The sequence below is a fragment of the Allobosea sp. RIT-PG3_2 genome (genome assembly GCF_057321085.1).
Window position 1 is genome coordinate 516,264 of record NZ_JBXWCA010000001.1, and the last position, 22,950, is coordinate 539,213.

Here is a 22,950-nt window from a genome sequence, read left to right on the forward strand (position 1 = left end):
ACGATGATTAGGTTAACGGCCCGTTCCGATACATCCGGATACGCTGGACCGATCCAAACCGGATCAACATGGAGCGCTTGTCCGCTCACCCCCGACCCCATGCAAACACGGGGCCGGCCTGCTTTCAATATGGTCCCTGCGGGCCGGCGCGCCAACCCACAGCTTCGAGACCACGCGTCGCAGGCATCAAGCCGCCTCTTCCGGGCGCCTCTCGATGACCTGGTCGATCAGCCCGAAATCCCTGGCCTGCTCGGCGGTCATGAAGTTGTCGCGCTCCAGAGCGTTGTGGACGTCCTCGTAGGGACGGCCGGTGTGCTTCACGTAGATTTCATTGAGCCGCTTCTTCAGGCTCTCGACTTCCTTGGCATGGATCAGGATGTCGGTGACCTGGCCCTGATAGCCGCCGGAGGGCTGGTGGACCATGATGCGCGCGTTCGGCAGGGCGAAGCGCATGTCCTTGGCACCGGCCGTCAGCAGCAGCGAGCCCATCGAAGCGGCCTGGCCGACGCAGAGCGTCGTCACCGGGCAGCGGATGAACTGCATCGTATCATAGATCGACAGGCCCGAGGTGACCACGCCGCCGGGCGAGTTGATGTAGAAGGAAATCTCCTTCTTGGGGTTCTCGGCCTCCAGGAAGAGGAGCTGCGCCACGATCAGCGACGCCGAATAATCCTCGACCGGGCCGGTCAGGAAGATGATGCGCTCGCGCAGCAGGCGCGAATAGATGTCGAAGGCGCGCTCGCCCCGGCTGGACTGCTCGACCACCATCGGGACGAGATTGTTGTAGGTCTCGATCGGATCGCGAAGCATGGATCTGTCCTCGGGTGAATGCGCCTGTAGCGGCGATTGGTCGAATCAGCGGTGTTCAGGAAGACACCCACATAAGCACGCCAAGCGTGGCTGAAAAGGGAAGCGCCGCCGGTCGCGAGAGCCGGCGGCGCAAATAGTGGCATTAAGGTTGCCGTGGCCCTCAGGCCGAAGCGTCGTCGGCCTTCTCGTCAGCCTTGGCCTCGGCCTTCTTGGTCTTCTTCGCGGCGGCCTTCTTCGGCTTGGCCTCGGCGGTCTCCTCGGCCTCGTCGTCGGCGTAGAGCGCCTCGCGCGAGACCGTCTGGTCCTCCACCTTCACCTGGCCGAGCAGATGATCGACGACCTTCTCCTCGAAGATCGGGGCGCGGATCTCGGCCAGCGCCTGCGGGTTCTTGCGGTAGAACTCCCAGACCTGCTTCTCCTGGCCGGGGAACTGGCGGGCGCGCTCGATCAGGGCCTGAGTGACCTCGTCCTCGGAGATCTGCACCTTGGCCTGCTCGCCGATCTCGGCCAGCACCAGGCCGAGGCGGACGCGACGCTCGGCGATCTTGCGATAGTCGGCGCGGGCGGCGTCCTCGGTGGTGTCTTCGTCCGCGAAGGTCTTGTTGGCGGCCTTCATGTCGGCCTCGACCTGGCTCCAGACGCTGTTGAACTCCTGCTCGACCAGGGTCGGCGGCAGATCGAAGCTGTACTTCTCGTCAAGCGAGTCGAGCAGGCCCTTCTTAAGCTTGCGGCGAGACTGCGCCTGGAAGTCGCGGCCGATCTGCTCGCGCACGGCGGTCTTCATGGCGTCGAGCGACTCCATGCCGAAGGCCTTGGCGAGTTCGTCGTCGATCTTGACGGCGTCCGGCCCCTGCACCTCGGTGACGGTGACCTCGAACTCGGCCGGCTTACCGGCGAGGTGGGTCGCGGTGTAGTTCTCGGGGAAGGTCACCTTGATGGTGCGGCTCTCGCCCTGCTTCACGCCTTCGAGCTGCTCCTCGAAACCCGGGATGAACTGGCCGGAGCCGAGATCGAGCGGGATGCCCTCGCCGGTGCCGCCCTCGAAGGCCTCGCCCTCGATGGTGCCGACATAGGAGATGATCAGGCGGTCGCCGGTCTCGGCCTTGGCCTTCTCGCCCTTCGGCGAATAGCTGCGGTTGCCGGCAGCCATGCGCTCCAGCGCGGCGTCGACATCGGCGTCCGGGACTTCGGCGACCGGCTTGACCAGCGCGACGTCCGAGATGTCGGCGAGCTCGATCTTCGGCAGAACCTCGAGCGCCACGGTGAAGGCGAGATCGCCCTTGGCCTCCATCGCGGCCTCGATCTCTTCCTTGTTCTCGGGGAAGCGGATCTGCGGCTCGAAGGCGAGCTTCAGGTTGTTGTCGGCGACGATCTTCTGGTTCGCCTCGTTGACGGCGTTCTGCAGCACGTCGGACATCACCGAACGGCCATAGAGGCGGCGCAGATGCGCGACCGGCACCTTGCCCGGGCGGAAGCCGTTGATCTTGGCCTTGCCCTGAAGGTCCTGCAGGCTGTCGTCGAGCCTGGTCTTCAGGTCGGCGGCGTTCAGCACCACCTGGAATTCGCGCTTGAGGCCCTGGGACAGGGTTTCGGTCACGTTCATTTTTGTACCGCCAACAGCTCGTTTACGTCTCAATGTCCAAAGCGCGACGCCGGATCGACCGCCGCCGCGCTCGCGAAAAAACCAAACCGATGGTGCGGGCGGAGGGACTCGAACCCCCACGACTTTCGCCGCTGGTACCTAAAACCAGTGCGTCTACCAATTCCGCCACGCCCGCCGGCCCGATAGCGCTGCGCGCGAGCAAACGCAGCGCGGCCATCATTGGGCCGCGGTGCTATACGCATTTCAGCCGGCGCTTGCAGCAAAAAAATGACGGTTCTGCGAAGAAGCCCGCGCAGCCGCGTTTCGGCGCGGGCGAGAAGCCCCCTCTCGCCAGAGCGGGCCGCCCGGATTATGCGATAGGCCATGACGAAGCAGAACTCCGCCCGATCCTCCCGCATATCCCGCCGCCATCTGCTGGCGGGAATAGGTGGCACCGGTATGTTTCCGTCATTGGGAGCCCTCGCGCAGACACAGACCGACCCTCTCAAGGCTCCGGCCGATCCACAGACCCGCACCCTCGTCGCTGCCTCGGCCAAGGCGCGATTACGCCCGACACCGCCGCTCGATACCGAGATCTGGACGTTCGACGGCGCCACGCCCGGGCCTACGCTGCGAATCAAGCAGGGCGAGACCGTGAACCTGAAGCTCGAAAACCGGACGACTGCGCCGCTCGGGCTGCACTGGTACGGATCGCGCGGCGATGCGGCGAGCGACGGCGTCGGCGGCTTCAGCCAGCCGCCCATCCTGCCGGGCGAGACCGGCGAGGTCCGCCTGACGCCGCCCGACACGGGCACCCTGCTCTATCGGCCGCTCGTGCTCGGCGGCTCGTCGGAGCCCTGCGGCCGCGGGCTGAGCGGCCTCCTCATCGTCGAGGAGAAGGAGCCGCCGGCGGTCGATCTCGATCTGCCGGTGCTGGTGACGGACTGGCTGCTGGGCGACGACCAGTCGCTCCAGCCCTTCGTCCTGCAAGGCAACCCTGCCGCCTCGGCGGGACGGCTCGGCAGTTGGGTGACCGTGAACCGCGGTTCGCCGCCGCGGCCCGTCACCGCCCGGCCTGGCGCGCGCATCCGTCTGCGCCTCGCCAATGCCTGCAACGCGCGGATCATGCGGCTGCGTTTCGACGGCGGCAAGCCGACCGTGATCGCGGTCGACAGCCAGCCGACGGAAAGCTTCGAGCCGGTCCGCTCGCAACTGCCTTTCGCGCCGAGCACGCGCTACGACGTCATCCTCGATCTGCCGGTGGAAGTCGGCGCCTCCGTCAACGTCACCGCCCTGATCGGACCGGGCCTGCCGCTCGTGCGAATCGTGACCGCGGGAGAGCCGAAGGTACCGCCCGCCGCAGTTCCCCAGCTCAAGCTCAACCCAACGCTGCCCGCAGCCGTCCGAATGCAGGATGCGACGCGCCCGGAGATCGTGATCGAAGGCGGCGCGAAGCTGAGCGACGACCAGAAGCTCGATTTCTCCGGCGTCGATTTCGCGAGGCCCTGGCGGGTCAACGGGGGCGTCGGCAGCCTCGACGGCAAACCGCTGTTCAGCGTCAAGCGCGGCACGCCGATCGTGCTGGCCATCGACAACCGCACCGCCTTCATCCAGCCGTTTCACGTCCATGGCCACAGCTTCCGGCTGCTGCACCCTCTCGACGACGGCTGGGAGGCCTATTTCCTCGACACCGTGCAGATACCCGAGCGCAAGAAGCTGCACATCGCCTTCATCGCCGACAATCCGGGCCGCTGGCTGATCTCCTCGACCGTGCTGGAGCGCTTCGACCTCGGCGTGTGGAGCTGGTTCGAGGTGACGTAAAGGCTAAGGCGGAAACACCCTGTCATTCCGGACAAGCGACGAAGTCGCGCCGATCCGGGATCCATGGCAGAACTCAGGCGGAGATGTTCCGGCATGGATCCCGGGTCTCCCTCCGGTCGCCCGGGATGACCGCGTGAGGTAGGCCAGTCCCTAGACGACCTTACAGCCCCAGCCGGTCGATCACGTCCTGCACGATCGCGTCCTTGCTGTCCTCGACCGAGACGACGAGCGGTCTCTCGTCGGCGCCGGGCTCCTCCAGCGCGGCGAACTGGCTGTCGAGCAGCGCCGGCGGCATGAAGTGATGCTGGCGGGCCGCCATGCGCCGGCCGATGAGTTCGCGCGATCCCTTGAGGTAGACCAGGGCCACATCCGGCCGATCTCCGACGATGACCTGCCGGTAGGCGCGCTTCAGCGCCGAGCAGGTGACGATGCCGTGCTCGCCGGTCGCCCTGAGATCGTCGATCCAGGCAGCGATGGCCGCGAGCCAGGGCTTGCGGTCCTCGTCGGTCAGCGGCGTGCCGCCGGCCATCTTGGCGACATTCTCCGGCGGGTGAAAGGAATCGGCGTCGCGGAATGGCCAGCCGAGCCGCTCCGCCAGCCGCTCGCCCAGCGAGGTCTTGCCCGAGCTGGCGACGCCCATCACGACGACGACGGCCGGACTGCCGCCCTTATGTTCTGCGCTCAAGCTGGTCAGCCCTGCTTTTTGGGTTCGACATGGCCGCCGAAGCCGGCGCGCATGGCGGAAAGGATCTTCTCGCCGAAGGTGTGGTCGACGCGCGAGCGGAAGCGGGCGAACAGCGCGGAGGTCAGCACCTCGGCCGGCGTCGCCGTCTCGACGGCGGCATCGACCGTCCAGCGGCCCTCGCCCGAATCCGAAACATTGCCGGTGTAGGAGGAGAGCTCCTCGTCGGCGGCGAGCGCCTCGGCCGTCAGGTCGAGCAGCCAGGAGGTGACGACCGAGCCGCGCCGCCAGACCTCGGCGATCTCGGTTGCGTCGAAGTCGAAGCCGTATTCGGCGGGCAGCCCTTCCTTGGCGGAAGCGTTGCGCAAGAGGTCGAAGCCTTCGGCGAAGGCCTGCATCATGCCGTATTCGATGCCGTTATGGACCATCTTGACGAAGTGGCCGGCGCCGGTCGGGCCGCAGTGCAGATAGCCCTGCTCGCTCGTCGGGTTGCGGCCTTCGCGGTGCCTGGTCGGCTCGATCTCGCCCTTGCCAGGCGCCAGCACCTTGAAGATCGGCTCCAGCCGGTCGAAGGCTTCCTTGTCGCCGCCGATCATCAGGCAATAGCCGCGCTCCAGCCCATGAACGCCGCCGGACGTGCCGATATCCATGTAATGGATGCCCTTGGCCGCCAGCTCCCTGCCGCGGCGGACATCGTCCTTCCAGAAGGCATTGCCGCCGTCGATCAGCGTGTCGCCGGCATCGACGAGACCGGCGAGCTCGGCCAGCGTGCCTTCCGTGATCTTGCCGGCCGGCAGCATCACCCAGATCGCACGAGGCGCCTTCAGCTTGGCGACCATGTCCTTGAGGTCGGAGGCCAGCACGGCGCCGTCGGCGGCAAGTGCCTGGCCCGGCTTCGGGTCGCGGTCATAGACCACGCATTCATGGCCGGCGCGCATCAGCCGGCGCACGATGTTGCCACCCATCCGGCCGAGGCCGATCACTCCGAGCTGCATGTCAGACACTCCTGCGGCAAAGCCGGCTTGCGTGCCTGCTTGAAGCATGGCGGCGGCGGGCTGAGCAAGCCGGCGGCGCTTCAGCGCGATGCTTTGGAACCATTCTGAAGGGTGCCTCGCCTGAACTGGCGGGCGAACCTTACAGCGACGGCTCCGGCCGCTTCTACGGGCCCTTGATCCGCCAGCCGGTGCTGATCTTCGCTGCGACCGCCGAAGAATTGACGGGGGTCTTGCAGCGAGCCCAGCAGCGCGGCGTCCGGCCCCATCTCTACACGAGCGCGCTTTTCGCCACCGGCAACGATGTCGACAACCGTGCAGCTGTTGCCGCCGTCCCGACCGCCGAGCTCGACCTTGTCGGCCTCGCGCTCCACGCCGAGCGCAAGGAGACCGACAAGATCATCAAGGGCTTGAAACTGCACGGCTGATGCGTTCACGGAAAGAGCGGCTCGGGCGGCTCGGTCCCACGGACCGGCTCGACCGTCAGCAACCGCGTATGGACGCCGCCCGGAAAGGCGGAGTCCGCCTGCCAGCGCGCCAGAATAGCGCTGGCGTCGCCCGTTTTCGCAAGATCGACGGCCATGATCTCGCGGACCGTGCCCCCGGCGATCCGCTGCCTGGCGACGAAGCGGAGTCGGCCCTGGCGGGCAAGAGCCAGCGCCTCGACCCGGCGGAGCAGCGCCGGCCGGGTGCTGAACGGCTGCGCGTCGTATTCGAGGAGGAGCAGCGCTTCCATCGCGGCTCAGCCGTTGCGGAAGGTGTAGCTGTAGCCGTTGATCGCCGGCACGCCGCCGAGATGGGCGTAGAGCACCTTCGAGCCCGCGGGGAAGAACCCCTTCCTCACCAGATCGATCATGCCCTGCATCGATTTCCCCTCATAGACGGGGTCGGTCATCATGCCTTCGAGCCGGGCGGACAGGCGGATGGCCTCGATGGTCTCCTGCGAGGGTACGCCATAGACCGGATAGGCGTAGTCCTCATTGAGGACGACATCCGCTTCGACGATCTCCTTGCCGCCGATCAAGGCCGAGGTCTTCTGCGCGATCTCCTGCACCTGCGCTTTGGTCTGGGCCGGGGTGAATGATGCGTCGATGCCGATGACGTTGCGCTGGCGGCCATCCTCGGCAAAGCCGACGACCATGCCTGCATGGGTCGAGCCCGTGACGGTGCAGACGACGATATAGTCGAACTTGAAGCCGAGCTCGGCCTCCTGCGCCCTCACCTCCTCGGCGAAGCCGACATAGCCGAGCCCGCCGTATTTATGGACGGAAGCTCCGGCCGGAATCGCGTAGGGCTTGCCGCCCTTCGCCTTCACATCCGCCAGGGCATTTTCCCAGCTCGCGCGGATGCCGATGTCGAAGCCTTCATCGACCAGCTCGACATGGGCGCCCATGACGCGGGACATCAGGATGTTGCCGACACGGTCATAGACCGCATCGTCGTGCGGCACCCAACTCTCCTGCACCAGCCGGCACTTCATGCCGATCTTGGCGGCGGTGGCGGCGACCATGCGGGTGTGGTTCGACTGCACGCCGCCGATCGAGACCAGCGTGTCGGCACCCGAGGCGATCGCGTCGGGAACGATATATTCGAGCTTCCTCAGCTTGTTGCCGCCAAACGCCAATCCTGAATTGCAATCCTCGCGCTTGGCGAAGAGCTCGACCTGGCCGCCGAGATGAGCCGAAAGGCGCGGCAGTTTCTCGATCGGCGTCGGGCCGAATGTCAGGGGATAACGCTCGAATTTACTCAGCATGGCAGCCGGTCCTTCATCGGGTTCGATGCCCGGAAACCTACTGAAAAGCGGCTGGAACGTCCTTCCGAAGTGAGGCATCTTTCTGCCTCCGATCAACGTAATAGTGGCATTCGCTATAGCTGCGATCCCAGAATATGGCCTCAATCTGGAAGATTCTTTCATGACTCTGAATCTCGATCGGACCGACCTCAAAATCCTGCGCCTATTGCAGTCGGACGGGCGGCTCGGCAATGCCGAGATCGCCAAGCGGGTGAACACCAGCGCCGCGACCTGCCACCGCCGGATCCAGCGCCTGTTCACGGAGGGTTACGTCACCTCGGTCCGGGCGCAGGTGTCGCCGCATAAGGTCGAGATGGGGACGCTCGCCTTCGTCGGCGTGGTGCTCGACCGCTCGACGCCCGAGAGCTTCGGCGACTTCGAGGCCGCCATACGGGGCATGCCGGTGATCCTGGACTGCCACATCGTTGCCGGCGACTTCGACTACATCCTCAAGATCCGGGTCCGCGACATGGCCGATTTCAACAAGCTTCACGCCGACAAGCTGATCGCGCTGCCCGGCGTGCGGCAGACGCGGACCTTCTTCGTGATGAAGGAGGTCGTCGACAACGCGCCGCTGGCGTTTTGAGCACCCTCTCGAGGCGTCGAAAAATTTCTCGGCTGCGCTGTTGACTTAGAGTGCGCTCGAACTCGTAGCTTCCGGGGCGTCACGACGAGAAGAAGGCGGCCATGAAGATCGGCGAACTGGCCCGGCGTTCGGGGCTGACGGCCCACACGATCCGCTATTACGAGCGGATCGGGCTTCTGCCTTATGCAGACCGGGACCGGTCGAGCCAACGCGACTACGATGCCTCGATCCTCTCCTGGACCGAGTTCCTGGGCAGGCTCAAGACCACGGGCATGCCGATCCGCGATATGCTGCGTTACGCTGCCTTGAGGGAACGGGGTGCAAACACCGAAGCCGAAAGACGCGCGCTGCTGGAGCAACATCGCGAACAGGTCCGAACCCGCATCGCCGAACTCGGCGCCTGCCTTCTCGTCCTCGACACCAAGATCGCCGGCTATGCCGACGTGGAGAAGAGGATCGACGACCATGACGCAAGACATTTCCAACCCCGCAAGCAGCCGGCGCGAACGCGGCAAGCGCGCGCTCGCTGAAATCGACGGCGAGGCTGGCCACAAGGTGATCGCCGCGCTCGCCGACATCGCGCCGGACTTCGCCGACTACGTGTTCGAATTCCCGTTCGGCGACATCTATTCGCGCCCCGGCCTCGACCTGCGCTCCCGCGAGGTCGCGACGATTGCCGCGCTGGCCGCCATGGGCAATGCCGCGCCGCAGCTCAAGGTGCATATCGAGGCGGGGCTGAATGTCGGGATATCGCGCCAGGAGATCACCGAAATCCTGATGCAGATGGCTGTTTATGCCGGTTTTCCCGCCGCCCTCAACGGGCTTTTCGCGGCAAAGGAGGTGTTTGCGGCGCGTGATCTCGCAGCGTGAAGCAAAGCTTGGCTGGACCCGCTGACTCCTGATCAGCGGGTCTCGCCTTCACACCTGGATCAGCCGCTGCACCTGATTGCCGTCCAGCTCGTTCATAGGGCCGGAGAGGACGACCTCGCCGCGATCCATCACGAACATCGTGTCGGCAAGGTCGCGGGCGAAGTCGAAATACTGCTCGACGAGCACGATCGCCATGCCGCCCTTCTGGCGGAGGTAGTCGATGGCGCGGCCGATATCCTTGATGATCGAGGGCTGGATGCCCTCGGTCGGCTCGTCGAGAACCAGCAGTTTGGGCCGGGTGACCAACGCCCGCGCTATGGCGAGCTGCTGCTGTTGGCCACCCGAGAGGTCTCCGCCGCGCCGGCCGAGCATCGACTTCAGCACGGGGAACAGGTCGAAGAGTTCATCCGGGACATAGCGGTCCTTGCGCTTCAGCGGCGCGAACCCCGTCTCCAGATTCTCCTTCACCGTCAGCAGCGGGAAGATCTCCCGCCCCTGCGGCACATAGGCGATGCCGGCACGCGCGCGATCCTCGCTGCGCAGGCCGGAAATGTCCTCGTCATCGAAGCGGATATGGCCGCCGGAAATCGGCTGATGGCCGACGATGGCGCGCATCAGCGAGGTCTTGCCGACACCGTTACGGCCCATCACGCAGGTGACCTTGCCGGCCTCGGCCGCGACCGAGACGCGGCGCAGGGCCTGGGCGGCACCGTAGTGGAGGTCGATGGCTTCGACGGTCAGCATGGGCTCGACCCGATCCCAGCCAAAACGTCGGAAGAGAAGGCGCCGTTGTCCTGGACAAGCGGCGAAGCCGCGCAGATCCGGGATCCATCATAGAGCACCGTCGTCGCTCGATGATGGATCCCGGCGCTCCGCTTCGCTCCGGCCGGCATGACGGTAAGGCTGGGACGACGGTAAGAGCAACAAGACAGACGCATCATCCTCACCGCCCCAAATACACTTCGACGACGCGCTCATTGGCGCTGACCTGGTCGAGCGGGCCTTCGGCCAGCACGGAGCCCTCGTGCAGCACCGTGACCTTCACGCCGAGCTCGCGGATGAAACCCATGTCGTGCTCGACGACGATCACCGAATGATCCCTGGCGATCTCCTTGAGCAGCACGGCGGTCTGCGCCGTCTCGCCATCCGTCATGCCGGCGGCGGGCTCGTCGACGAGCAGGAGCCTCGGGTCCTGCGCCAGCAGCATGCCGATCTCGAGCCATTGCTTCTGGCCGTGCGAGAGCGAGCCGGCCAGCCGGTCGCGCTTGTCGGCGAGCTTCACGATGCCGAGGATGTCGTCGATGCGCTTCTGCTGCGGCTCCTCGGTCTTCCAGAACAGCGTCTTGCCGACCGTGCGCTTCGATTTCAGCGCCAGCAGAATGTTGTCCTCGATGGTGTGGAAGTCGAAGACCGTCGGCTTCTGAAACTTGCGGCCGATGCCGAGATTGGCGATCGCGGCTTCGTCGAGCCTGGTCAGGTCGACGGTGCCGCCGAACATCACCGTGCCGAGGTCGGGCTTCGTCTTGCCCGTGATGATGTCCATCATCGTGGTCTTGCCGGCGCCGTTGGGGCCGATGATCGCGCGCATCTCTCCGGGAGCGATGGTGAGCGAGAGATTGCGGATGGCCTTGAAGCCGTCGAACGAAACGCTGACGCCGTCGAGATAGAGCAGCGAGGAGGTCAAGGCGCCGGGAACGGGAGCGTTCATCGCCTTTACTCCGCCGGGGCCGGCTCGGCGGCCGGGGTCGGTTCGGGCTTGCGGCGGCGCGCCCACAGTGCTTCGGCCGTGCCGAGGATGCCCTTGGGCAGGAAGAGCGTGACGACGACGAAGAGGCCCCCGAGCGCGAAGAGCCAATAGGGCGCCATGAAGCCCGAGGTGAAGACGGTCTTTGACCAGTTGACCACCACCGCGCCGAGCGCCGCGCCGACGAGCGTGCCGCGCCCGCCGACGGCGACCCAGATCACGGTCTCGATCGAGTTGGCCGGGGCGAATTCGCTGGGATTGATGATTCCGACCTGCGGCACGTAGAGCGCGCCGGCGACGCCTGCCATGCAGGCGGAGACGGTGAAGACGAAGAGCTTGAAGCGGTCGACCCGGTAGCCGAGGAAGCGGGTTCGCGACTCGGCGTCGCGGATCGCGATAACGACCTTGCCGAGCTTCGAGACGACGATGCCGCGCGCGATCAGGAAGCCGGCGGCGAGCATCACGCAGGTCATGGAAAACAGGGCGGCGCGAGTCCCTTGCGCCTGGATGTTGAAGCCGAGGATGTCCTTGAAATCGGTCAGGCCGTTATTGCCGCCGAAGCCCATGTCGTTGCGGAAGAAGGCGAGCAGCAGCGCGTAGGTCAGCGCCTGGGTGATGATCGAGAGATAGACGCCGGTGACACGCGAGCGGAAGGCGAACCAGCCGAAGACGAAGGCGAGCAGGCCGGGCACCAGCAGCACCATCAGCATGGCGAAGGGGAATGAAGAGAAGCCCCACCAATACCAGGGCAGCTCCTGCCAGTTCAGGAAGACCATGAAGTCCGGCAGGATCGGATTGCCATAGACGCCGCGGGCGCCGATCTGGCGCATGAGATGCATGCCCATGGCGTAGCCGCCGAGCGCGAAGAAGGCGCCGTGGCCGAGGCTCAGGATGCCGCAATAGCCCCAGACGAGATCGAGCGAGATCGCGAGCAGCGCATAGCAGAGATACTTGCCCCAGAGCGACATGGTCGAGGTCGGGACATGGAATGGCGAGCTTGGCGGAAGCAGCAGGTTCGCCAATGGCACGAGGACAGCGAGGCCGAGCAGGATGGCGAGGAAGATGCCGCCGCGCTTGTCCATGTTCTGGAGGAGGAAGCGGGTGATCATGCTTCCACCGCCCTGCCCTTCAGCGCGAACAGGCCGCGCGGGCGCTTCTGGATGAAGAGGATGATGCAGACCAGCAACGCGATCTTGCCGAGCACGGCGCCCGCGTAAGGCTCCAATAGCTTGTTGGCGACGCCGAGCGTCATCGCGCCAACCAGCGTGCCCCAGAGATTGCCGACGCCGCCGAAGACCACGACCATGAACGAGTCGATGATGTAGCTCTGGCCGAGGTTCGGGCTGACATTGTCAATCTGCGAGAGCGCGACACCGGCGAGCCCGGCGACGCCGGAGCCGAGCCCGAAGGTCAGCGCGTCGATGCGCCCGGTGCGGATGCCCATGGCAGAGGCCATGCGCCGGTTCTGGGTGACGGCGCGCATCTGCAGGCCCATCGGCGTCAGCTTCAGGATCGCCAGCAGGGCGCCGAAGACCAGCGCCGCGAAGACGATGATCCAGAGCCGGTTATAGGTGATGGCGAGCCCGCCGAGTTCGAAGGCGCCCGACATGAAGGACGGCGCGCCGACCTCGCGGTTGGTCGGGCCGAAGGCGGTGCGCACCGCCTGCTGCAGGATCAGGCTGATACCCCAGGTCGCCAGCAGCGTTTCCAGCGGCCGGCCGTAGAGGAAGCGGATGATGCCGCGCTCGATCGCGATGCCGACAGCGCCCGCGACGATGAAGGCCGCCGGCAAGGCGATGGCCAGCGACCAGTCGAACAGCCAGGGCGCATTGGTGCGGATCAGCTCCTGCACCACGAAGGTGGTGTAGGCGCCGAGCATGACCATCTCGCCATGGGCCATGTTGATGACGCCCATCACGCCGAAGGTGATGGCAAGGCCGATCGCAGCCAGCAGCAGCACCGAGCCCAGCGAGAGGCCGTACCAGAGATTCTGCGCCACGCGCCACAGCGCGAGCCGACCCTCGATGGTGGCAATCGCCCTCGTCTGCGCATCTCTTAGCGAAGGCGATACTTCGCCGGACAGGCCACGCAGCGCGGCCAGCGCATCCTGGTCGCCGCGCTCGCGCAGGACCTCGACGGCCGCGACCCGGTCGAGCGGCTGAGCGTCAGGCTTCGCGATCAGGATCGCGGCCTGGGCCTGGCGCAGCGCGGCAAGCGCACGCGGGTCGTTTTCCTTGGCGATGGCAGCTTCGACGACCGGCAGGAGGCTGGCGTCGCGCGACTTGAACACGGCTTCCGCCGCAGCCGCGCGCTTGCCGGGATCGGGATTCAGCAGCCCGATGCCGCCGAGCGCGGCCTGCACGGTCCGGCGCACGGCGTTGTTCAGGCGCACCGGCTTCAGCCCGCCTGGAGCGGACGCCAGGGCCTGCCCGGTCCGGGCATCGACAAAGCCGCCCGTAGGCGTCTTGACCACAACGGCTCCGCCGCCGGCGAGCAGGCGCCCGTCGCTCAGCGCCTCGACGATCACTGCCGCATTGGGATGCGCTGTCGCGATCAGGATCTCGATCGCGCGGGAGGTGTCGGAATAGCTGTCCGCCGCGAGCCGCGCGAAGGCTTCGTCGGCCGTCTGCGCGAAGGACGCCACCGAGGCCGCGACCAGCGCCACAAGAATGATGACCGCGTGCTTCAGGCGGTGAAGTAAGGACATTGAGACCAGCTTCCGCATTCACGTCATCCCGGGCGCCCGGAGGGCGACCCGGGATCCATGCCTGAACCCTTCCCGGAAGAGCTCAGGCATGGATCTCGGCTCTGCGCTTCGCTCCGGCCGGGATGACGGAGCGGTGGAACAGCGCAGGTGGAAGGGCGGGTGAATGAAGGGCGGCCGGGATTTTCCCGTGCCGCCCTTCCCCCTCATGATCTCACATGCAGCCCATCAGGCGCTGCCGCACTTGCCGGTCTTGACGTTGAAGTTGCCGCACTTCTTGTCGACCCAGTCGCCGACAAGGTCCTTCGAGCCGTCGAGTTCCTTCGACCAGGCGTCGCCCGGAACGAGGCCGCTGGTCTTCCAGACCACGTCGAACTGCCCGTCATCCTTGATCTCGCCGATGAAGACCGGCTTGGTGATGTGGTGGTTCGGAAGCATCTTCGAGACGCCGCCCGTCAGGTTCGGCGCCTCGATGCCGGGCAGCGCGTCGATGACCTTGTCCGCGTCGGTGGTCTTGGCCTTCTCGACCGCCTTCACCCACATGGCAAAGCCGACGACATGGGCTTCCATCGGGTCGTTGGTGACGCGCTTCGGGTTCTTGGTGAAGGCCTGCCACTGCTTGATGAAAGCGTCGTTCTCCGGCGTCTTGATCGACTGGAAATAGTTCCAGGCGGCGAGATGGCCGAGCAGCGGCTTGGTGTCGATGCCGGCAAGCTCCTCCTCGCCGACCGAGAAGGCGACGACCGGGATGTCGGTGGCCTTGATGCCCTGGTTGCCGAGCTCCTTGTAGAACGGCACGTTGGCATCGCCGTTGATGGTCGAGACCACCGCCGTCTTCTTGCCGGCGGAGCCGAACTTCTTGATGTCGGAGACGATGGTCTGCCAGTCGGAATGGCCGAAGGGCGTGTAGTTGATCATGATGTCCTCGGCCTTCACGCCCTTGGACTTCAGATAGGCCTCGAGGATCTTGTTGGTCGTGCGCGGATAGACGTAGTCGGTGCCGGCCAACACCCAACGCTCGACCTTCTCCTCCTTGGCGAGATAGTCGACGGCGGGGATCGCCTGCTGGTTCGGCGCGGCGCCCGTATAGAAGACGTTGCGCTCGCTCTCCTCGCCCTCGTACTGGACGGGGTAGAACAGGATGTTGTTGAGCTCCTTGAAGACCGGCAGCACCGATTTGCGCGACACCGAGGTCCAGCAGCCGAAGGTGGCCGCGACCTTGTCCTTGGTGATCAGCTCGCGCGCCTTCTCGGCGAAGAGCGGCCAGTTCGACGCGGGATCGACGACGACGGCCTCCAGCTTCTTGCCGAGGAGGCCGCCCTTCTTGTTCTGCTCCTCGATGAGCATGAGCATGACGTCCTTCAGCGTCGTCTCGGAAATCGCCATGGTCCCCGAGAGCGAATGAAGGATGCCGACCTTGATCGTCTCCTGCTGCGCCGCCGCCGGCAGATAGGAGGATCCGAGGAAAGCGGCACCGGCCAGAGCCGTGCCGAGGAATTCGCGACGATTGCTGTTCACGGACATCTCCCGAAGGATGTTTGTTTGGCGGCGCCCCTCGGCGCCGGCAGGCCTCCCTGGCCCGTGAGGGGTATTGGCAAGCGCCGTGCCAAGCGTGCCCAACGTCATCCAAGTGACGCAAATCTCTGCTGCCAGAGTCGCGTTTGCCGAACTTCCTGCGAAAGCGTCGTGCCGTTACGCAATCATCCGGCATCCAAGGCCGAATCCGCCTATTTTATAGACATATGCCTTGCCACTTGTTTGTGCATCGCAGCATCTGCCCGGAATTTCATCGACACGCACTGGCTTTGCATAGCGGGGCACAGCGCTTTTTTTGGCATTTACGAGTCCCGGAGAATCGCCTTAGCCTCATCTTCGTCGGTAACAACTGAAAGGAGGTGATCCAGTGTCTCATTGTCATCAGCCGCTGGTGCAAAGCGGGTGGACCTGGACCTCTTCTTCCCGGGGTTCGTGTTCCGCGTGAGTTTTCGCACCTTTGATCCGGTTCGCTGGATCGCGGTTCGACAATGGAAGGGCTGTCCGAAAGGACGGCCCTTCTTCTTTTGACGCAGATATCTGTTGCCGCATCGGATTTCTCCGAAAACCGGGACCCACTTTTCGGTCCGATGCTCTGGCGAATGCTGGCGCGAGAGCGCAAGGCATGGCAGACAGGCGCCGTGTCCTGGTTTTTTCCTACTCCGCCAAATGAGCCCCGGCCGTGACCGTTCCTGAGCCGAGCCGCGAAGCCATCCTCGACTTCATCGAGGAGGAGCGCGCCGCTGGCCGCGAGGTCGGCCGCCGCGAGATCGCCAAGGCCTTCGGGCTCGATCAGGGCGGCAAGATCTGGCTGAAGCGCCTCCTGAAGGAAATGGCTGAGGAGGGCGAGATCGGCGGAGACGGCAAGGAGCGCCCCGTCCATCCGCGCGGCGCGCTGCCACCCGTGATGCTCTCCGAGATCAAGCGCCGCGACCGCGAGGGCGACCTCATCGCCCAGCCGCTCGAATGGAACGAAGCCGAGGATGGCGCCCCGCCGCAGATCCTGATCGAGAGGTCGCGCGAAGGGCGCCGGAAGGAAAAGACCGCCGCGCCCGCGCCGGGTGTCGGCGACCAGGTCATCCTTAAGCTGACCCGGCTGCGCGGCGTCGAGGGCTTCGGCTATTCCGGCCGCGTCCTGAAGGTGATGGGCAAGGCCAAGGCCGCCATTCTCGGCATCTTCCGCGCCTTGCCAGACGGCTCGGGCCGGCTGGTACCGGTCGACAAGAAGGCGCGTGAGCGAGAAGCCATCATTCCGAAGGGCCGCACCGGCGACGCGCAGGACGGTGACCTCGTCTCGGTGTCACTGCGCCGGGAGAGCCGGTTCGGCCCGCCGGAGGCGCAGGTGCGCGAGCGGCTGGGCTCGATCAAGTCGGAGCGCGCGGTCAGCCTGATCGCGATCCATGCGCATGGCATCCCGCATGAATTCCCGCCGGCCGCCCTCAAGGAAGCAGCCGAGGCGCCGCTCGCCAGTCTCAAGGGGCGCGAGGACTGGCGCGACCTGCCGCTCGTCACCATCGACCCCGCCGACGCCAAGGACCATGACGACGCCGTCCATGCGGCGCCCGACGAAAGCCCCGACAATCCCGGCGGCTTCGTGGTCACCGTCGCCATCGCCGATGTCGCGGCCTACGTCCGGACAGGCTCGGCGCTCGATCGCGAAGCGCTGGAGCGCGGCAACTCGGTCTATTTCCCCGACCGTGTCGTGCCGATGCTGCCGGAGCGGATCTCGAACGACCTCTGCTCGCTGCGCGAGCACGAGGATCGGCCGGCGCTCGCCGTCCGGCTCGTGCTGAAGGCGGACGGGTCGAAGAAGGGCCATTCCTTCCATCGCATCCTGATGCGCTCGGCCGCCAAGCTCTCCTACCAGCAGGCTCAGGCCGCGATCGACGGCAATCCCGACGACAAGACCGGGCCGATCCGCGAGAGCATCCTGATGCCGCTCTGGGCGGCCTATGGAATCGCGGCCCGCGCCCGCGATCAGCGCCAGCCGCTCGAACTCGACCTGCCGGAACGCAAGCTCGTGCTGAAGCCGGACGGTGCGGTCGATCGCGTGATCACGCCGGAACGGCTGGCGGCGCACCGGCTGATCGAGGAGTTCATGATCCTCGCCAACGTCGCGGCGGCCGAGACGCTGGAGAAGGCCGGGAGCCTGCTGATCTATCGCTGCCATGACGAGCCCTCGCTCGAGAAGATGCGCGCGCTCGGCGAGGTACTGGCGTCGATCAGCATCAAGCTGCCCAAGGATGGAGCGCTCCGGCCGGTGCTGTTCAACCGCATCCTCGGCATGATCAAGGGCTCGGAAAACGAGACGCTGATCAACGAGGTGGTGCTGCGCACGCAGGCCCAGGCCGAATACGTCGCCGAGAATTACGGCCATTTCGGCCTCAACCTGCGCCGCTACGCCCATTTCACCTCGCCGATCCGGCGCTATGCCGATCTGATCGTGCATCGCGCGCTGATTTCCGCGCTCAGGCTCGGCGATGACGGCCTGCCGAAGAGCACGACGCTTGCCGAACTGCGCGAGGTCGCGACGCGCATCTCCGCCGCCGAACGGCGCGCCATGGCGGCCGAGCGCGAGACCACCGACCGGCTGATCGCACATTTCCTTGCCGACCAGATCGGCGCCAGCTTCGACGGACGCATCGGCGGCGTGAACCGGGCCGGGCTCTTCGTGAAGCTCGACGGGACCGGTGCAGACGGCTTCATTCCGGCCTCGACACTGGGCGGCGATTACTACCGCTATGACGAGGCCGCCCATGCCCTCATCGGCGAACGCACCGGCGAGAGCTGGAGGCTGGGCGACAGGGTGCATGTCAAGCTGGTCGAAGCGGCCCCTGTCGCCGGCGCCCTGCGCTTCGAATTGCTCTCCGCCGGTCGGACTGTGGCGACGGGACGCGCTGGCAAGCGGCGCGGCGGCGCGCCATATGGCGAGAGCCGGCCGGCCAGCTTCGCCAAAAAGGGCAAGCCGAACTGGGGAAAGCCCGGCAAGAGGCGGTGATGGGCGTCCAGATCCATAGCGCAGGTATGCATGTCGAGAGCCGCGACTGGCGCCAGGCCGTGGCCCGCGGGCTGAAGGGCCAGTGCCCGCATTGCGGGCGCGGTCGCCTGTTCCGCGCCTTCCTCAAGCCGGTCGACCGCTGCGAGGCCTGCAGCGAGGACCTGCACCACCAGCGCGCCGACGACCTGCCGCCCTATATCGTCATCACCATCGTCGGCCATATCGTGGTCGGCGGTATCCTGCTCGCCGAGAAATACGCCGACTGGCCGATGTGGTGGCATATGGCGCTTTGGCCGGCGCTCACCCTGATCCTGTCGCTGGTCCTGATGCAGCCCGTGAAGGGCGGTGTCGTCGGCCTGCAATGGGCCGTGCGCATGCATGGTTTCGGCGGCGTGCCCGACAGGCCGGAGCGCCAGCCCCTGCCCTCACCCGGCCCCCAAGCCTGAAACGAACCGCGTCATGACCGATCACACCGTCACCCTGACCCAGGCCGAACGGGCACGAACCGGGGTCAATCTGCGGCCCAAGGACGCCGCCACCATGATGATCCTCGACCGCAGCGGGGCGCGGCCGAAGGTGCTCATGGGCAAGCGCCATGCGGGCCACAAATTCATGCCGGGCAAATACGTCTTCCCCGGTGGACGCCTCGACGAGGGCGACCGGCGCATGGTCGCGACCGGGGCTGTGCCGCAGATCTGCGAGGACCGCCTCGGCAAGCGCTGCCTGCGCCCGAGCGCCGGAAAGGCGCGCGCGCTGGCGCTCGCGGCGATCCGGGAGACCTTCGAGGAGACCGGGCTGCTCTTCGGCTCGGATGAATTCGGCGCGCCCGAGAGTCCACCGCCCGGAAGCTGGGCCGATTATGCGGCGCAGGGCGTTTTCCCCGATCTCTCGGCCGTCACCTTCGTCGCCCGCGCCATCACGCCGCCGCGCCGGCCGAAGCGCTTCGACACGCGCTTCTTCACGATCGACGCCTCGGCCGTCGCCAAGAAGGTCGAGGGCGTGATCGGCCCCGATTCGGAACTCGTGGATCTTGTCTGGGTCGATTTCGACGAGGCCAAGGAACTCGACCTGCCGACGATCACCAAGGTGATCATCCAGGAGGTCGAAACCCGCATCGCCGGGGGCTTTGCGCCCTATCTGCCGGTTCCGTTCTATTGGGAGAAGCGCGGCAGCTTCGTTCGCGAGGAACTCTGACGGCGCGGATGCCTGTCCATGCGGGTCGGACGTCATCCAATCGTTATTCTTTCTTGACTTCACCGGCCCGTTGCGGCATTCCCCGCGCTGACGGTTTGCCGGGTTCGCCCGGCCATTTTCTTTTCCGAGGGCCGACGGCCCGCATGGTTCGAGGATAGTCCCATGGCCAAGGCCGTGACGATCAAAATCAAGCTGCTTTCGACCGCCGACACGGGCTTCTTCTACGTGACGAAGAAGAACTCGCGCACGATGACCGAGAAGATGTCGAAGAAGAAGTACGACCCGGTCGCGCGCAAGCACGTCGAGTTCAAGGAAACCAAGATCAAGTAAGGCTTGGCCTTACCGATCTGGCACAACATGAAACCGCCCTTTCGGGCGGTTTTTTCTTGCCAGGATTTCAGTGTGCTTTTCGTCGCCAGCACCCACGGATCGAGCGAGCGCAAAGCCCTATCGAGCGGCCAAAGCGGCTAGATTTCGAGCGGCAGATGCGTGCGATCGGCGATGAGCCACGACAACAGGCCCGTGCCCAGCATGAGGACGGCCACCAACAAGGCTTCGACCATGACGCTACTGCCCCCGATTCCCCGCGCGGCAATAGCTAGAATTTTAATGTTTTGTAAATGAATTTGTTGAGCAGAATCGCGTTGATGAAGGCTGCATGACACCTGTGGAGCAGCCCGACATGGACGAACTCTCTGAAGCCGGGCTGGATCTCGAGCTCGGCGAATTCGGCAAGCGATTGGATTCGCTCCTGATTTCCCGCGGCTGGAACCCGAAGGCTCGTCGAGGCCAGCGCTCCTCCTTCGAGTTTTCGGCCAAGCGATATGCTCCTAATTGTGTACACATCGTGCTGGACGCGATCATCCCGGAAGCCGCCGCCAGGGAAATCATGACGCTCGTCGCCCGACATGGCGTCATCGAAGCCACAGAGCAGCAACAGCCGCCTCCGCAAAGCTGAACAGCTCGAGGCCGGCCACAGGCCGTCGATAGCCATCGAGCACGAGAATTTTGAGCCTGCCTCCCCCGGGAGCTGCCCAGCAGCATCCGCCATTGACTCTTTCGGGAAAGCGCCGGCCAGATGACCCTTCAACGAGGTCACGCGACCTGAATCTTTTGACGCATGACCAGCGAGGCCACATTGCCCCTCAGGGGCCGGCCTTCGCCTCGGATATGTGGTGAACGAGATCGGCAGGCGCGACAGGGCGCGAACGGCATGTTGCGAGGGCTGCTGAAACTACTGGTCGAGATCGATTCCTCGCGTTTCCTGACGACACGCGCTGCGGCGGCACTCGGCCTGATCGCCTTGCTCGCGGCCTTCGGCGCGGTGGGATACTGGCTGCCGGCAGCTATTGCCGGCTATTTCGGTCACTGACCTTGCGCCGAAAAACGAGGTGGCCGGCCGGCGGCGGTTCTGAGGAGGCCAGAATTCCGTCACCGACCGACCGAGCCCTCCGGTTTCCCAGGAGATGCGGCGGACCTGAGCACCCGAGGGGCATTTGGGAGCGATCCGTGGATCGCTGCCTCGCAAGAACCCTTACAATGCAGCGTATCCGAATCAATCAAATCCGACCGATTCGCTAATGTTCATCGATCGTTAACCCTACCTGCTAATCTTAAATTTCCGGGATGCCGACCTGACTCTACGGCAATTGTCAAAATAACTTCAGAATCTTGCCCGCGGTTCTTCGCGCATTGGATGAGAACCCTCACCGAAGCGCGCCGAAGCCCGAACGATCGACGCAGCCGAAGCCGCCGCGGGATCGACCCGAGCCGCTCCTACCCTCTTAGGAATTGGGAATGGCGCCGGGAGGCGTCGTCAGGCGGCGCTGGCGACGATGACGCGATTGCGGCCGTTGGCTTTCGCCCGATACACGGCGTCGTCCGCGCGCTTCATGATATCGGCCGAGGAGGCATCCCCCGCGCGACGATTCGCGACGCCGACCGAAACCGTGACCCTGATGTCGCGCGTCTTGTTCTGGATCGCGAACGGCTCGCTTTCGACCCTCTCGCGGATGCGTTCGGCGACCTGACAGGCGGCATCGCGCCCGGTATCGGGCAGGACGACGACGATCTCTTCGCCGCCCATGCGGGCGACGAGATCGATGCCGCGCGTACAGGCACGGACGCGGTCGGCGAATTCGCGCAGCACTTCATCGCCGGCATCATGCCCCCAGCTGTCGTTGACCGCCTTGAAGTGGTCGACATCGAGCACGAGGATCGCCAGCGAACGGGCGCGCAAAGCCGACTCGTCGAACATCATCGCCAGCCGGCTGTCCATGAAGCGGCGGTTGTACAGGCCCGTGAGCTGGTCCATCACCGCCATCTCCATCGAGGACTGCACGCTGTCGCGCAGCCGCTCGGTGAAGCGCTTGCGGCGCACCTGGGTACGGACGCGGGCAAGAAGCTCGTTGCGGTCGATCGGACGCATCAGGAAGTCATGCGCGCCGATGTCGAGGCCACGCAGGATGCGGGCGCGGTCCTCGACCTCCCCCATCAGGAGCACAGAGATGTTGCGCGTGCGCTCCAGCGAACACAGCTGGCTGCACAGCCGCAAGCCATCCTGGTCCTTCAAGTCGAGGCTGATGATGACGCTGTCGAAGCTGTCTTCGGCTGCCCGCACAGCGGCTTGCCGGATATCGCTCTCGACCTCGACCGCGTGGAAGGCCGAAAGCGCGTTCTGAAGCCGCTCGACCACATGCGGACGGTCCTCGACCAGCAGGATGCGGCCATTGAGCCCCGTCTCGGCGGCGGCAGCCACCAGCGGATCGGCGATGCCGAGCCGGACCGAGGCGACGGCACGGCCGCGCAGCTCGTCCGTCATCGCCTTCAGCCTTGCCAGGCTGCGGACACGCGCAAAAAGAGCCGCATCGTCGAGCGGCTTGGTCAGGAAGTCGTCGGCCCCGGCATCGAGCCCTTGCAGGCGGTCGCGCGGCTGGTCTAGCGCCGTCACCATGACCACGGGAATATGGGCGGTTGCCGGCGTGCTCTTCAGCCGGCGGCAGACATCGAAGCCGTTCATGCCGGGCATCATGACGTCGAGCAGCACGATGTCGGCCTCGCCGCGCTCGCAGATCGCGATCGCCTCGGCGCCGCTCAATGCCGTCACCACGGCGAAGTACTCGGCCGAAAGCTTGGCCTCGAGCAGCTTCACATTGGCGGCTATGTCATCGACGACGAGAATGCGGGCGGGCATGGATCGCTCTAGGGTCGTCAGGCCGCGCCGGCATAGGTGCGGACTGTCTCCAGGAATTTCGCGACCGAGATCGGCTTGGAAAGATAGGCCTCGCAGCCACCTTCGCGAATCCGCTCCTCGTCGCCCTTCATCGCGAAGGCGGTGACCGCGACCACCGGGATCATCTTGAGGTCGTCGTCCTCCTTGATCCATTTGGTTACTTCGAGGCCCGAAACCTCGGGAAGCTGGATGTCCATCAGGATCAACGCCGGATGATGCGTCCGCGCCAGCTCGATGGCCTCGATGCCGTCCGACGTCTTCAAGGTCGCATAGCCATGCGCTTCGAGAAGATCGTTGAAGAGCTTCATGTTAAGCTCGTTGTCCTCGACGATCAGAACCGTCTTCATCAGGCCGCCCTTCATTTGCGCCAGGGATACCCGCCGTGAGGCGGTGGTCTTCCCAAAATGGCG

Annotated in this window: 24 protein-coding genes and 1 tRNA gene; 11 read left to right on the plus strand and 14 right to left on the minus strand. The window is 65.4% G+C overall.

Features of this window, described 5'->3' with window-relative positions; translation table 11 throughout:
- Positions 1 to 186: 186 nt before the first annotated feature.
- The 3 genes from AC2FAN_RS02240 to AC2FAN_RS02250 form a co-directional block, all read right to left on the minus strand.
- Positions 187 to 810, minus strand: coding sequence for an ATP-dependent Clp protease proteolytic subunit (locus AC2FAN_RS02240; RefSeq protein WP_265053081.1), 624 nt, complete (start codon positions 808 to 810; stop codon positions 187 to 189).
- Between the two features lie 160 nt (positions 811 to 970).
- On the minus strand, positions 971 to 2,413 hold the full coding sequence (gene tig, locus AC2FAN_RS02245) for a trigger factor (RefSeq protein WP_485172561.1): 1,443 nt from the start codon (positions 2,411 to 2,413) through the stop codon (positions 971 to 973).
- 90 nt (positions 2,414 to 2,503) lie between these two features.
- A tRNA-Leu gene (locus AC2FAN_RS02250) sits at positions 2,504 to 2,588 on the minus strand.
- Positions 2,589 to 2,776: 188 nt separating this feature from the next.
- Between AC2FAN_RS02250 and AC2FAN_RS02255 the strand changes: the two genes are divergently transcribed.
- A complete protein-coding gene (locus AC2FAN_RS02255) occupies positions 2,777 to 4,213 on the plus strand; it encodes a multicopper oxidase family protein (RefSeq protein ID WP_485172562.1) in 1,437 nt (478 codons plus the stop codon).
- 160 nt (positions 4,214 to 4,373) lie between these two features.
- On the opposite strand, the gene AC2FAN_RS02260 is transcribed toward AC2FAN_RS02255, so the two are convergent.
- Complete coding sequence (locus AC2FAN_RS02260; RefSeq protein ID WP_485172563.1) at positions 4,374 to 4,898, minus strand: gluconokinase; 525 nt, start codon at positions 4,896 to 4,898, stop codon at positions 4,374 to 4,376.
- Between the two features lie 5 nt (positions 4,899 to 4,903).
- Positions 4,904 to 5,938 (minus strand): phosphogluconate dehydrogenase (NAD(+)-dependent, decarboxylating), encoded by a 1,035-nt coding sequence (gene gnd / locus AC2FAN_RS02265; RefSeq protein ID WP_485172564.1) that lies wholly within the window; start codon positions 5,936 to 5,938, stop codon positions 4,904 to 4,906.
- A 56-nt stretch (positions 5,939 to 5,994) separates the two neighbouring features.
- Here gnd and AC2FAN_RS02270 point away from each other — a divergent pair, with 56 nt between their 5' ends.
- Positions 5,995 to 6,315, plus strand: coding sequence for a DUF2000 family protein (locus AC2FAN_RS02270; protein ID WP_485173044.1), 321 nt, complete (start codon positions 5,995 to 5,997; stop codon positions 6,313 to 6,315).
- A gap of 5 nt (positions 6,316 to 6,320) precedes the next feature.
- Here the strand turns inward: AC2FAN_RS02270 and AC2FAN_RS02275 are convergent, their stop codons facing one another.
- Together AC2FAN_RS02275 and AC2FAN_RS02280 are read right to left on the minus strand one after the other, a co-directional pair.
- Positions 6,321 to 6,623, minus strand: coding sequence for a hypothetical protein (locus AC2FAN_RS02275; protein WP_485172565.1), 303 nt, complete (start codon positions 6,621 to 6,623; stop codon positions 6,321 to 6,323).
- Between the two features lie 6 nt (positions 6,624 to 6,629).
- Positions 6,630 to 7,640 (minus strand): 1-aminocyclopropane-1-carboxylate deaminase, encoded by a 1,011-nt coding sequence (locus tag AC2FAN_RS02280; RefSeq protein ID WP_485172566.1) that lies wholly within the window; start codon positions 7,638 to 7,640, stop codon positions 6,630 to 6,632.
- Between the two features lie 160 nt (positions 7,641 to 7,800).
- Between AC2FAN_RS02280 and AC2FAN_RS02285 the strand changes: the two genes are divergently transcribed.
- From AC2FAN_RS02285 to AC2FAN_RS02295, 3 genes are all read left to right on the plus strand, one after another.
- Positions 7,801 to 8,265: an Lrp/AsnC family transcriptional regulator gene (locus AC2FAN_RS02285; RefSeq protein WP_442864950.1), complete on the plus strand. Its 465-nt coding sequence runs from the start codon at positions 7,801 to 7,803 to the stop codon at positions 8,263 to 8,265.
- A gap of 101 nt (positions 8,266 to 8,366) precedes the next feature.
- Positions 8,367 to 8,795 carry a MerR family transcriptional regulator gene (locus tag AC2FAN_RS02290; protein ID WP_485172567.1) on the plus strand — a complete coding sequence of 143 codons (429 nt, stop codon included), beginning with the start codon at positions 8,367 to 8,369 and terminating at the stop codon, positions 8,793 to 8,795.
- Positions 8,731 to 9,135: a carboxymuconolactone decarboxylase family protein gene (locus AC2FAN_RS02295; protein WP_485172568.1), complete on the plus strand. Its 405-nt coding sequence runs from the start codon at positions 8,731 to 8,733 to the stop codon at positions 9,133 to 9,135. The genes AC2FAN_RS02290 and AC2FAN_RS02295 overlap by 65 nt, the downstream gene beginning before the upstream one ends.
- Positions 9,136 to 9,183: 48 nt before the next feature.
- On the opposite strand, the gene urtE is transcribed toward AC2FAN_RS02295, so the two are convergent.
- The 5 genes from urtE to urtA all read right to left on the minus strand — a co-directional run bounded on the left by urtE (position 9,184) and on the right by urtA (position 15,101).
- The gene (gene urtE / locus AC2FAN_RS02300; RefSeq protein WP_265053071.1) at positions 9,184 to 9,879 is read right to left on the minus strand and encodes an urea ABC transporter ATP-binding subunit UrtE; all 696 of its coding nucleotides are present in this window, start codon (positions 9,877 to 9,879) and stop codon (positions 9,184 to 9,186) included.
- Positions 9,880 to 10,078: 199 nt separating this feature from the next.
- A complete protein-coding gene (gene urtD, locus AC2FAN_RS02305) occupies positions 10,079 to 10,843 on the minus strand; it encodes an urea ABC transporter ATP-binding protein UrtD (RefSeq protein ID WP_485172569.1) in 765 nt (254 codons plus the stop codon).
- Positions 10,844 to 10,848: 5 nt separating this feature from the next.
- Complete coding sequence (gene urtC / locus AC2FAN_RS02310) at positions 10,849 to 11,988, minus strand: urea ABC transporter permease subunit UrtC (protein WP_265053069.1); 1,140 nt, start codon at positions 11,986 to 11,988, stop codon at positions 10,849 to 10,851.
- Positions 11,985 to 13,586, minus strand: a complete 1,602-nt coding sequence (gene urtB / locus AC2FAN_RS02315; protein WP_476805929.1) for an urea ABC transporter permease subunit UrtB — start codon at positions 13,584 to 13,586, stop codon at positions 11,985 to 11,987. The genes urtC and urtB overlap by 4 nt, the downstream gene beginning before the upstream one ends.
- 225 nt (positions 13,587 to 13,811) lie before the next feature.
- Positions 13,812 to 15,101 carry an urea ABC transporter substrate-binding protein gene (gene urtA / locus AC2FAN_RS02320; RefSeq protein ID WP_476805928.1) on the minus strand — a complete coding sequence of 430 codons (1,290 nt, stop codon included), beginning with the start codon at positions 15,099 to 15,101 and terminating at the stop codon, positions 13,812 to 13,814.
- Between the two features lie 697 nt (positions 15,102 to 15,798).
- On the opposite strand from urtA, the gene rnr reads away from it, so the two are divergent.
- The 6 genes from rnr to AC2FAN_RS02350 all read left to right on the plus strand — a co-directional run bounded on the left by rnr (position 15,799) and on the right by AC2FAN_RS02350 (position 20,680).
- Positions 15,799 to 18,114: a ribonuclease R gene (rnr, locus tag AC2FAN_RS02325; protein WP_485172570.1), complete on the plus strand. Its 2,316-nt coding sequence runs from the start codon at positions 15,799 to 15,801 to the stop codon at positions 18,112 to 18,114.
- Complete coding sequence (locus AC2FAN_RS02330) at positions 18,114 to 18,560, plus strand: DUF983 domain-containing protein (RefSeq protein WP_485172571.1); 447 nt, start codon at positions 18,114 to 18,116, stop codon at positions 18,558 to 18,560. The genes rnr and AC2FAN_RS02330 overlap by 1 nt, the downstream gene beginning before the upstream one ends.
- A 13-nt stretch (positions 18,561 to 18,573) precedes the next feature.
- Complete coding sequence (locus AC2FAN_RS02335; protein ID WP_485172572.1) at positions 18,574 to 19,308, plus strand: NUDIX hydrolase; 735 nt, start codon at positions 18,574 to 18,576, stop codon at positions 19,306 to 19,308.
- 162 nt (positions 19,309 to 19,470) lie between these two features.
- Positions 19,471 to 19,638 (plus strand): 50S ribosomal protein L33, encoded by a 168-nt coding sequence (gene rpmG, locus AC2FAN_RS02340; RefSeq protein WP_038367996.1) that lies wholly within the window; start codon positions 19,471 to 19,473, stop codon positions 19,636 to 19,638.
- A gap of 352 nt (positions 19,639 to 19,990) precedes the next feature.
- Positions 19,991 to 20,266 carry a hypothetical protein gene (locus AC2FAN_RS02345; RefSeq protein WP_476805924.1) on the plus strand — a complete coding sequence of 92 codons (276 nt, stop codon included), beginning with the start codon at positions 19,991 to 19,993 and terminating at the stop codon, positions 20,264 to 20,266.
- A gap of 255 nt (positions 20,267 to 20,521) precedes the next feature.
- Positions 20,522 to 20,680, plus strand: a complete 159-nt coding sequence (locus tag AC2FAN_RS02350; protein ID WP_265053062.1) for a hypothetical protein — start codon at positions 20,522 to 20,524, stop codon at positions 20,678 to 20,680.
- A 444-nt stretch (positions 20,681 to 21,124) separates the two neighbouring features.
- Here the strand turns inward: AC2FAN_RS02350 and AC2FAN_RS02355 are convergent, their stop codons facing one another.
- The gene (locus tag AC2FAN_RS02355) at positions 21,125 to 22,501 is read right to left on the minus strand and encodes a PleD family two-component system response regulator (protein WP_476805923.1); all 1,377 of its coding nucleotides are present in this window, start codon (positions 22,499 to 22,501) and stop codon (positions 21,125 to 21,127) included.
- Between the two features lie 17 nt (positions 22,502 to 22,518).
- A complete protein-coding gene (locus tag AC2FAN_RS02360) occupies positions 22,519 to 22,890 on the minus strand; it encodes a response regulator (RefSeq protein ID WP_265054810.1) in 372 nt (123 codons plus the stop codon).
- Positions 22,891 to 22,950 lie beyond the last annotated feature (60 nt).

Bases quoted from the DNA above. Each gene is read 5' to 3' on its own strand.
- AC2FAN_RS02285 (WP_442864950.1), top strand. From the start codon at position 7,801: ATGACTCTGAATCTCGATCGGACCGACCTCAAAATCCTGCGCCTATTG.
- AC2FAN_RS02255 (WP_485172562.1), top strand. From the start codon at position 2,777: ATGACGAAGCAGAACTCCGCCCGATCCTCCCGCATATCCCGCCGCCAT.
- AC2FAN_RS02330 (WP_485172571.1), top strand. From the start codon at position 18,114: ATGGGCGTCCAGATCCATAGCGCAGGTATGCATGTCGAGAGCCGCGAC.
- AC2FAN_RS02345 (WP_476805924.1), top strand. From the start codon at position 19,991: ATGGACGAACTCTCTGAAGCCGGGCTGGATCTCGAGCTCGGCGAATTC.
- rpmG (WP_038367996.1), top strand. From the start codon at position 19,471: ATGGCCAAGGCCGTGACGATCAAAATCAAGCTGCTTTCGACCGCCGAC.
- urtE (WP_265053071.1), bottom strand. From the start codon at position 9,879: ATGCTGACCGTCGAAGCCATCGACCTCCACTACGGTGCCGCCCAGGCC.
- AC2FAN_RS02280 (WP_485172566.1), bottom strand. From the start codon at position 7,640: ATGCTGAGTAAATTCGAGCGTTATCCCCTGACATTCGGCCCGACGCCG.
- urtC (WP_265053069.1), bottom strand. From the start codon at position 11,988: ATGATCACCCGCTTCCTCCTCCAGAACATGGACAAGCGCGGCGGCATC.
- AC2FAN_RS02240 (WP_265053081.1), bottom strand. From the start codon at position 810: ATGCTTCGCGATCCGATCGAGACCTACAACAATCTCGTCCCGATGGTG.
- urtB (WP_476805929.1), bottom strand. From the start codon at position 13,586: ATGTCCTTACTTCACCGCCTGAAGCACGCGGTCATCATTCTTGTGGCG.
- tig (WP_485172561.1), bottom strand. From the start codon at position 2,413: ATGAACGTGACCGAAACCCTGTCCCAGGGCCTCAAGCGCGAATTCCAG.
- AC2FAN_RS02350 (WP_265053062.1), top strand. From the start codon at position 20,522: ATGTTGCGAGGGCTGCTGAAACTACTGGTCGAGATCGATTCCTCGCGT.
- urtD (WP_485172569.1), bottom strand. From the start codon at position 10,843: ATGAACGCTCCCGTTCCCGGCGCCTTGACCTCCTCGCTGCTCTATCTC.
- AC2FAN_RS02290 (WP_485172567.1), top strand. From the start codon at position 8,367: ATGAAGATCGGCGAACTGGCCCGGCGTTCGGGGCTGACGGCCCACACG.
- AC2FAN_RS02355 (WP_476805923.1), bottom strand. From the start codon at position 22,501: ATGCCCGCCCGCATTCTCGTCGTCGATGACATAGCCGCCAATGTGAAG.
- gnd (WP_485172564.1), bottom strand. From the start codon at position 5,938: ATGCTTCAAGCAGGCACGCAAGCCGGCTTTGCCGCAGGAGTGTCTGAC.
- AC2FAN_RS02275 (WP_485172565.1), bottom strand. From the start codon at position 6,623: ATGGAAGCGCTGCTCCTCCTCGAATACGACGCGCAGCCGTTCAGCACC.
- AC2FAN_RS02335 (WP_485172572.1), top strand. From the start codon at position 18,574: ATGACCGATCACACCGTCACCCTGACCCAGGCCGAACGGGCACGAACC.
- AC2FAN_RS02295 (WP_485172568.1), top strand. From the start codon at position 8,731: ATGACGCAAGACATTTCCAACCCCGCAAGCAGCCGGCGCGAACGCGGC.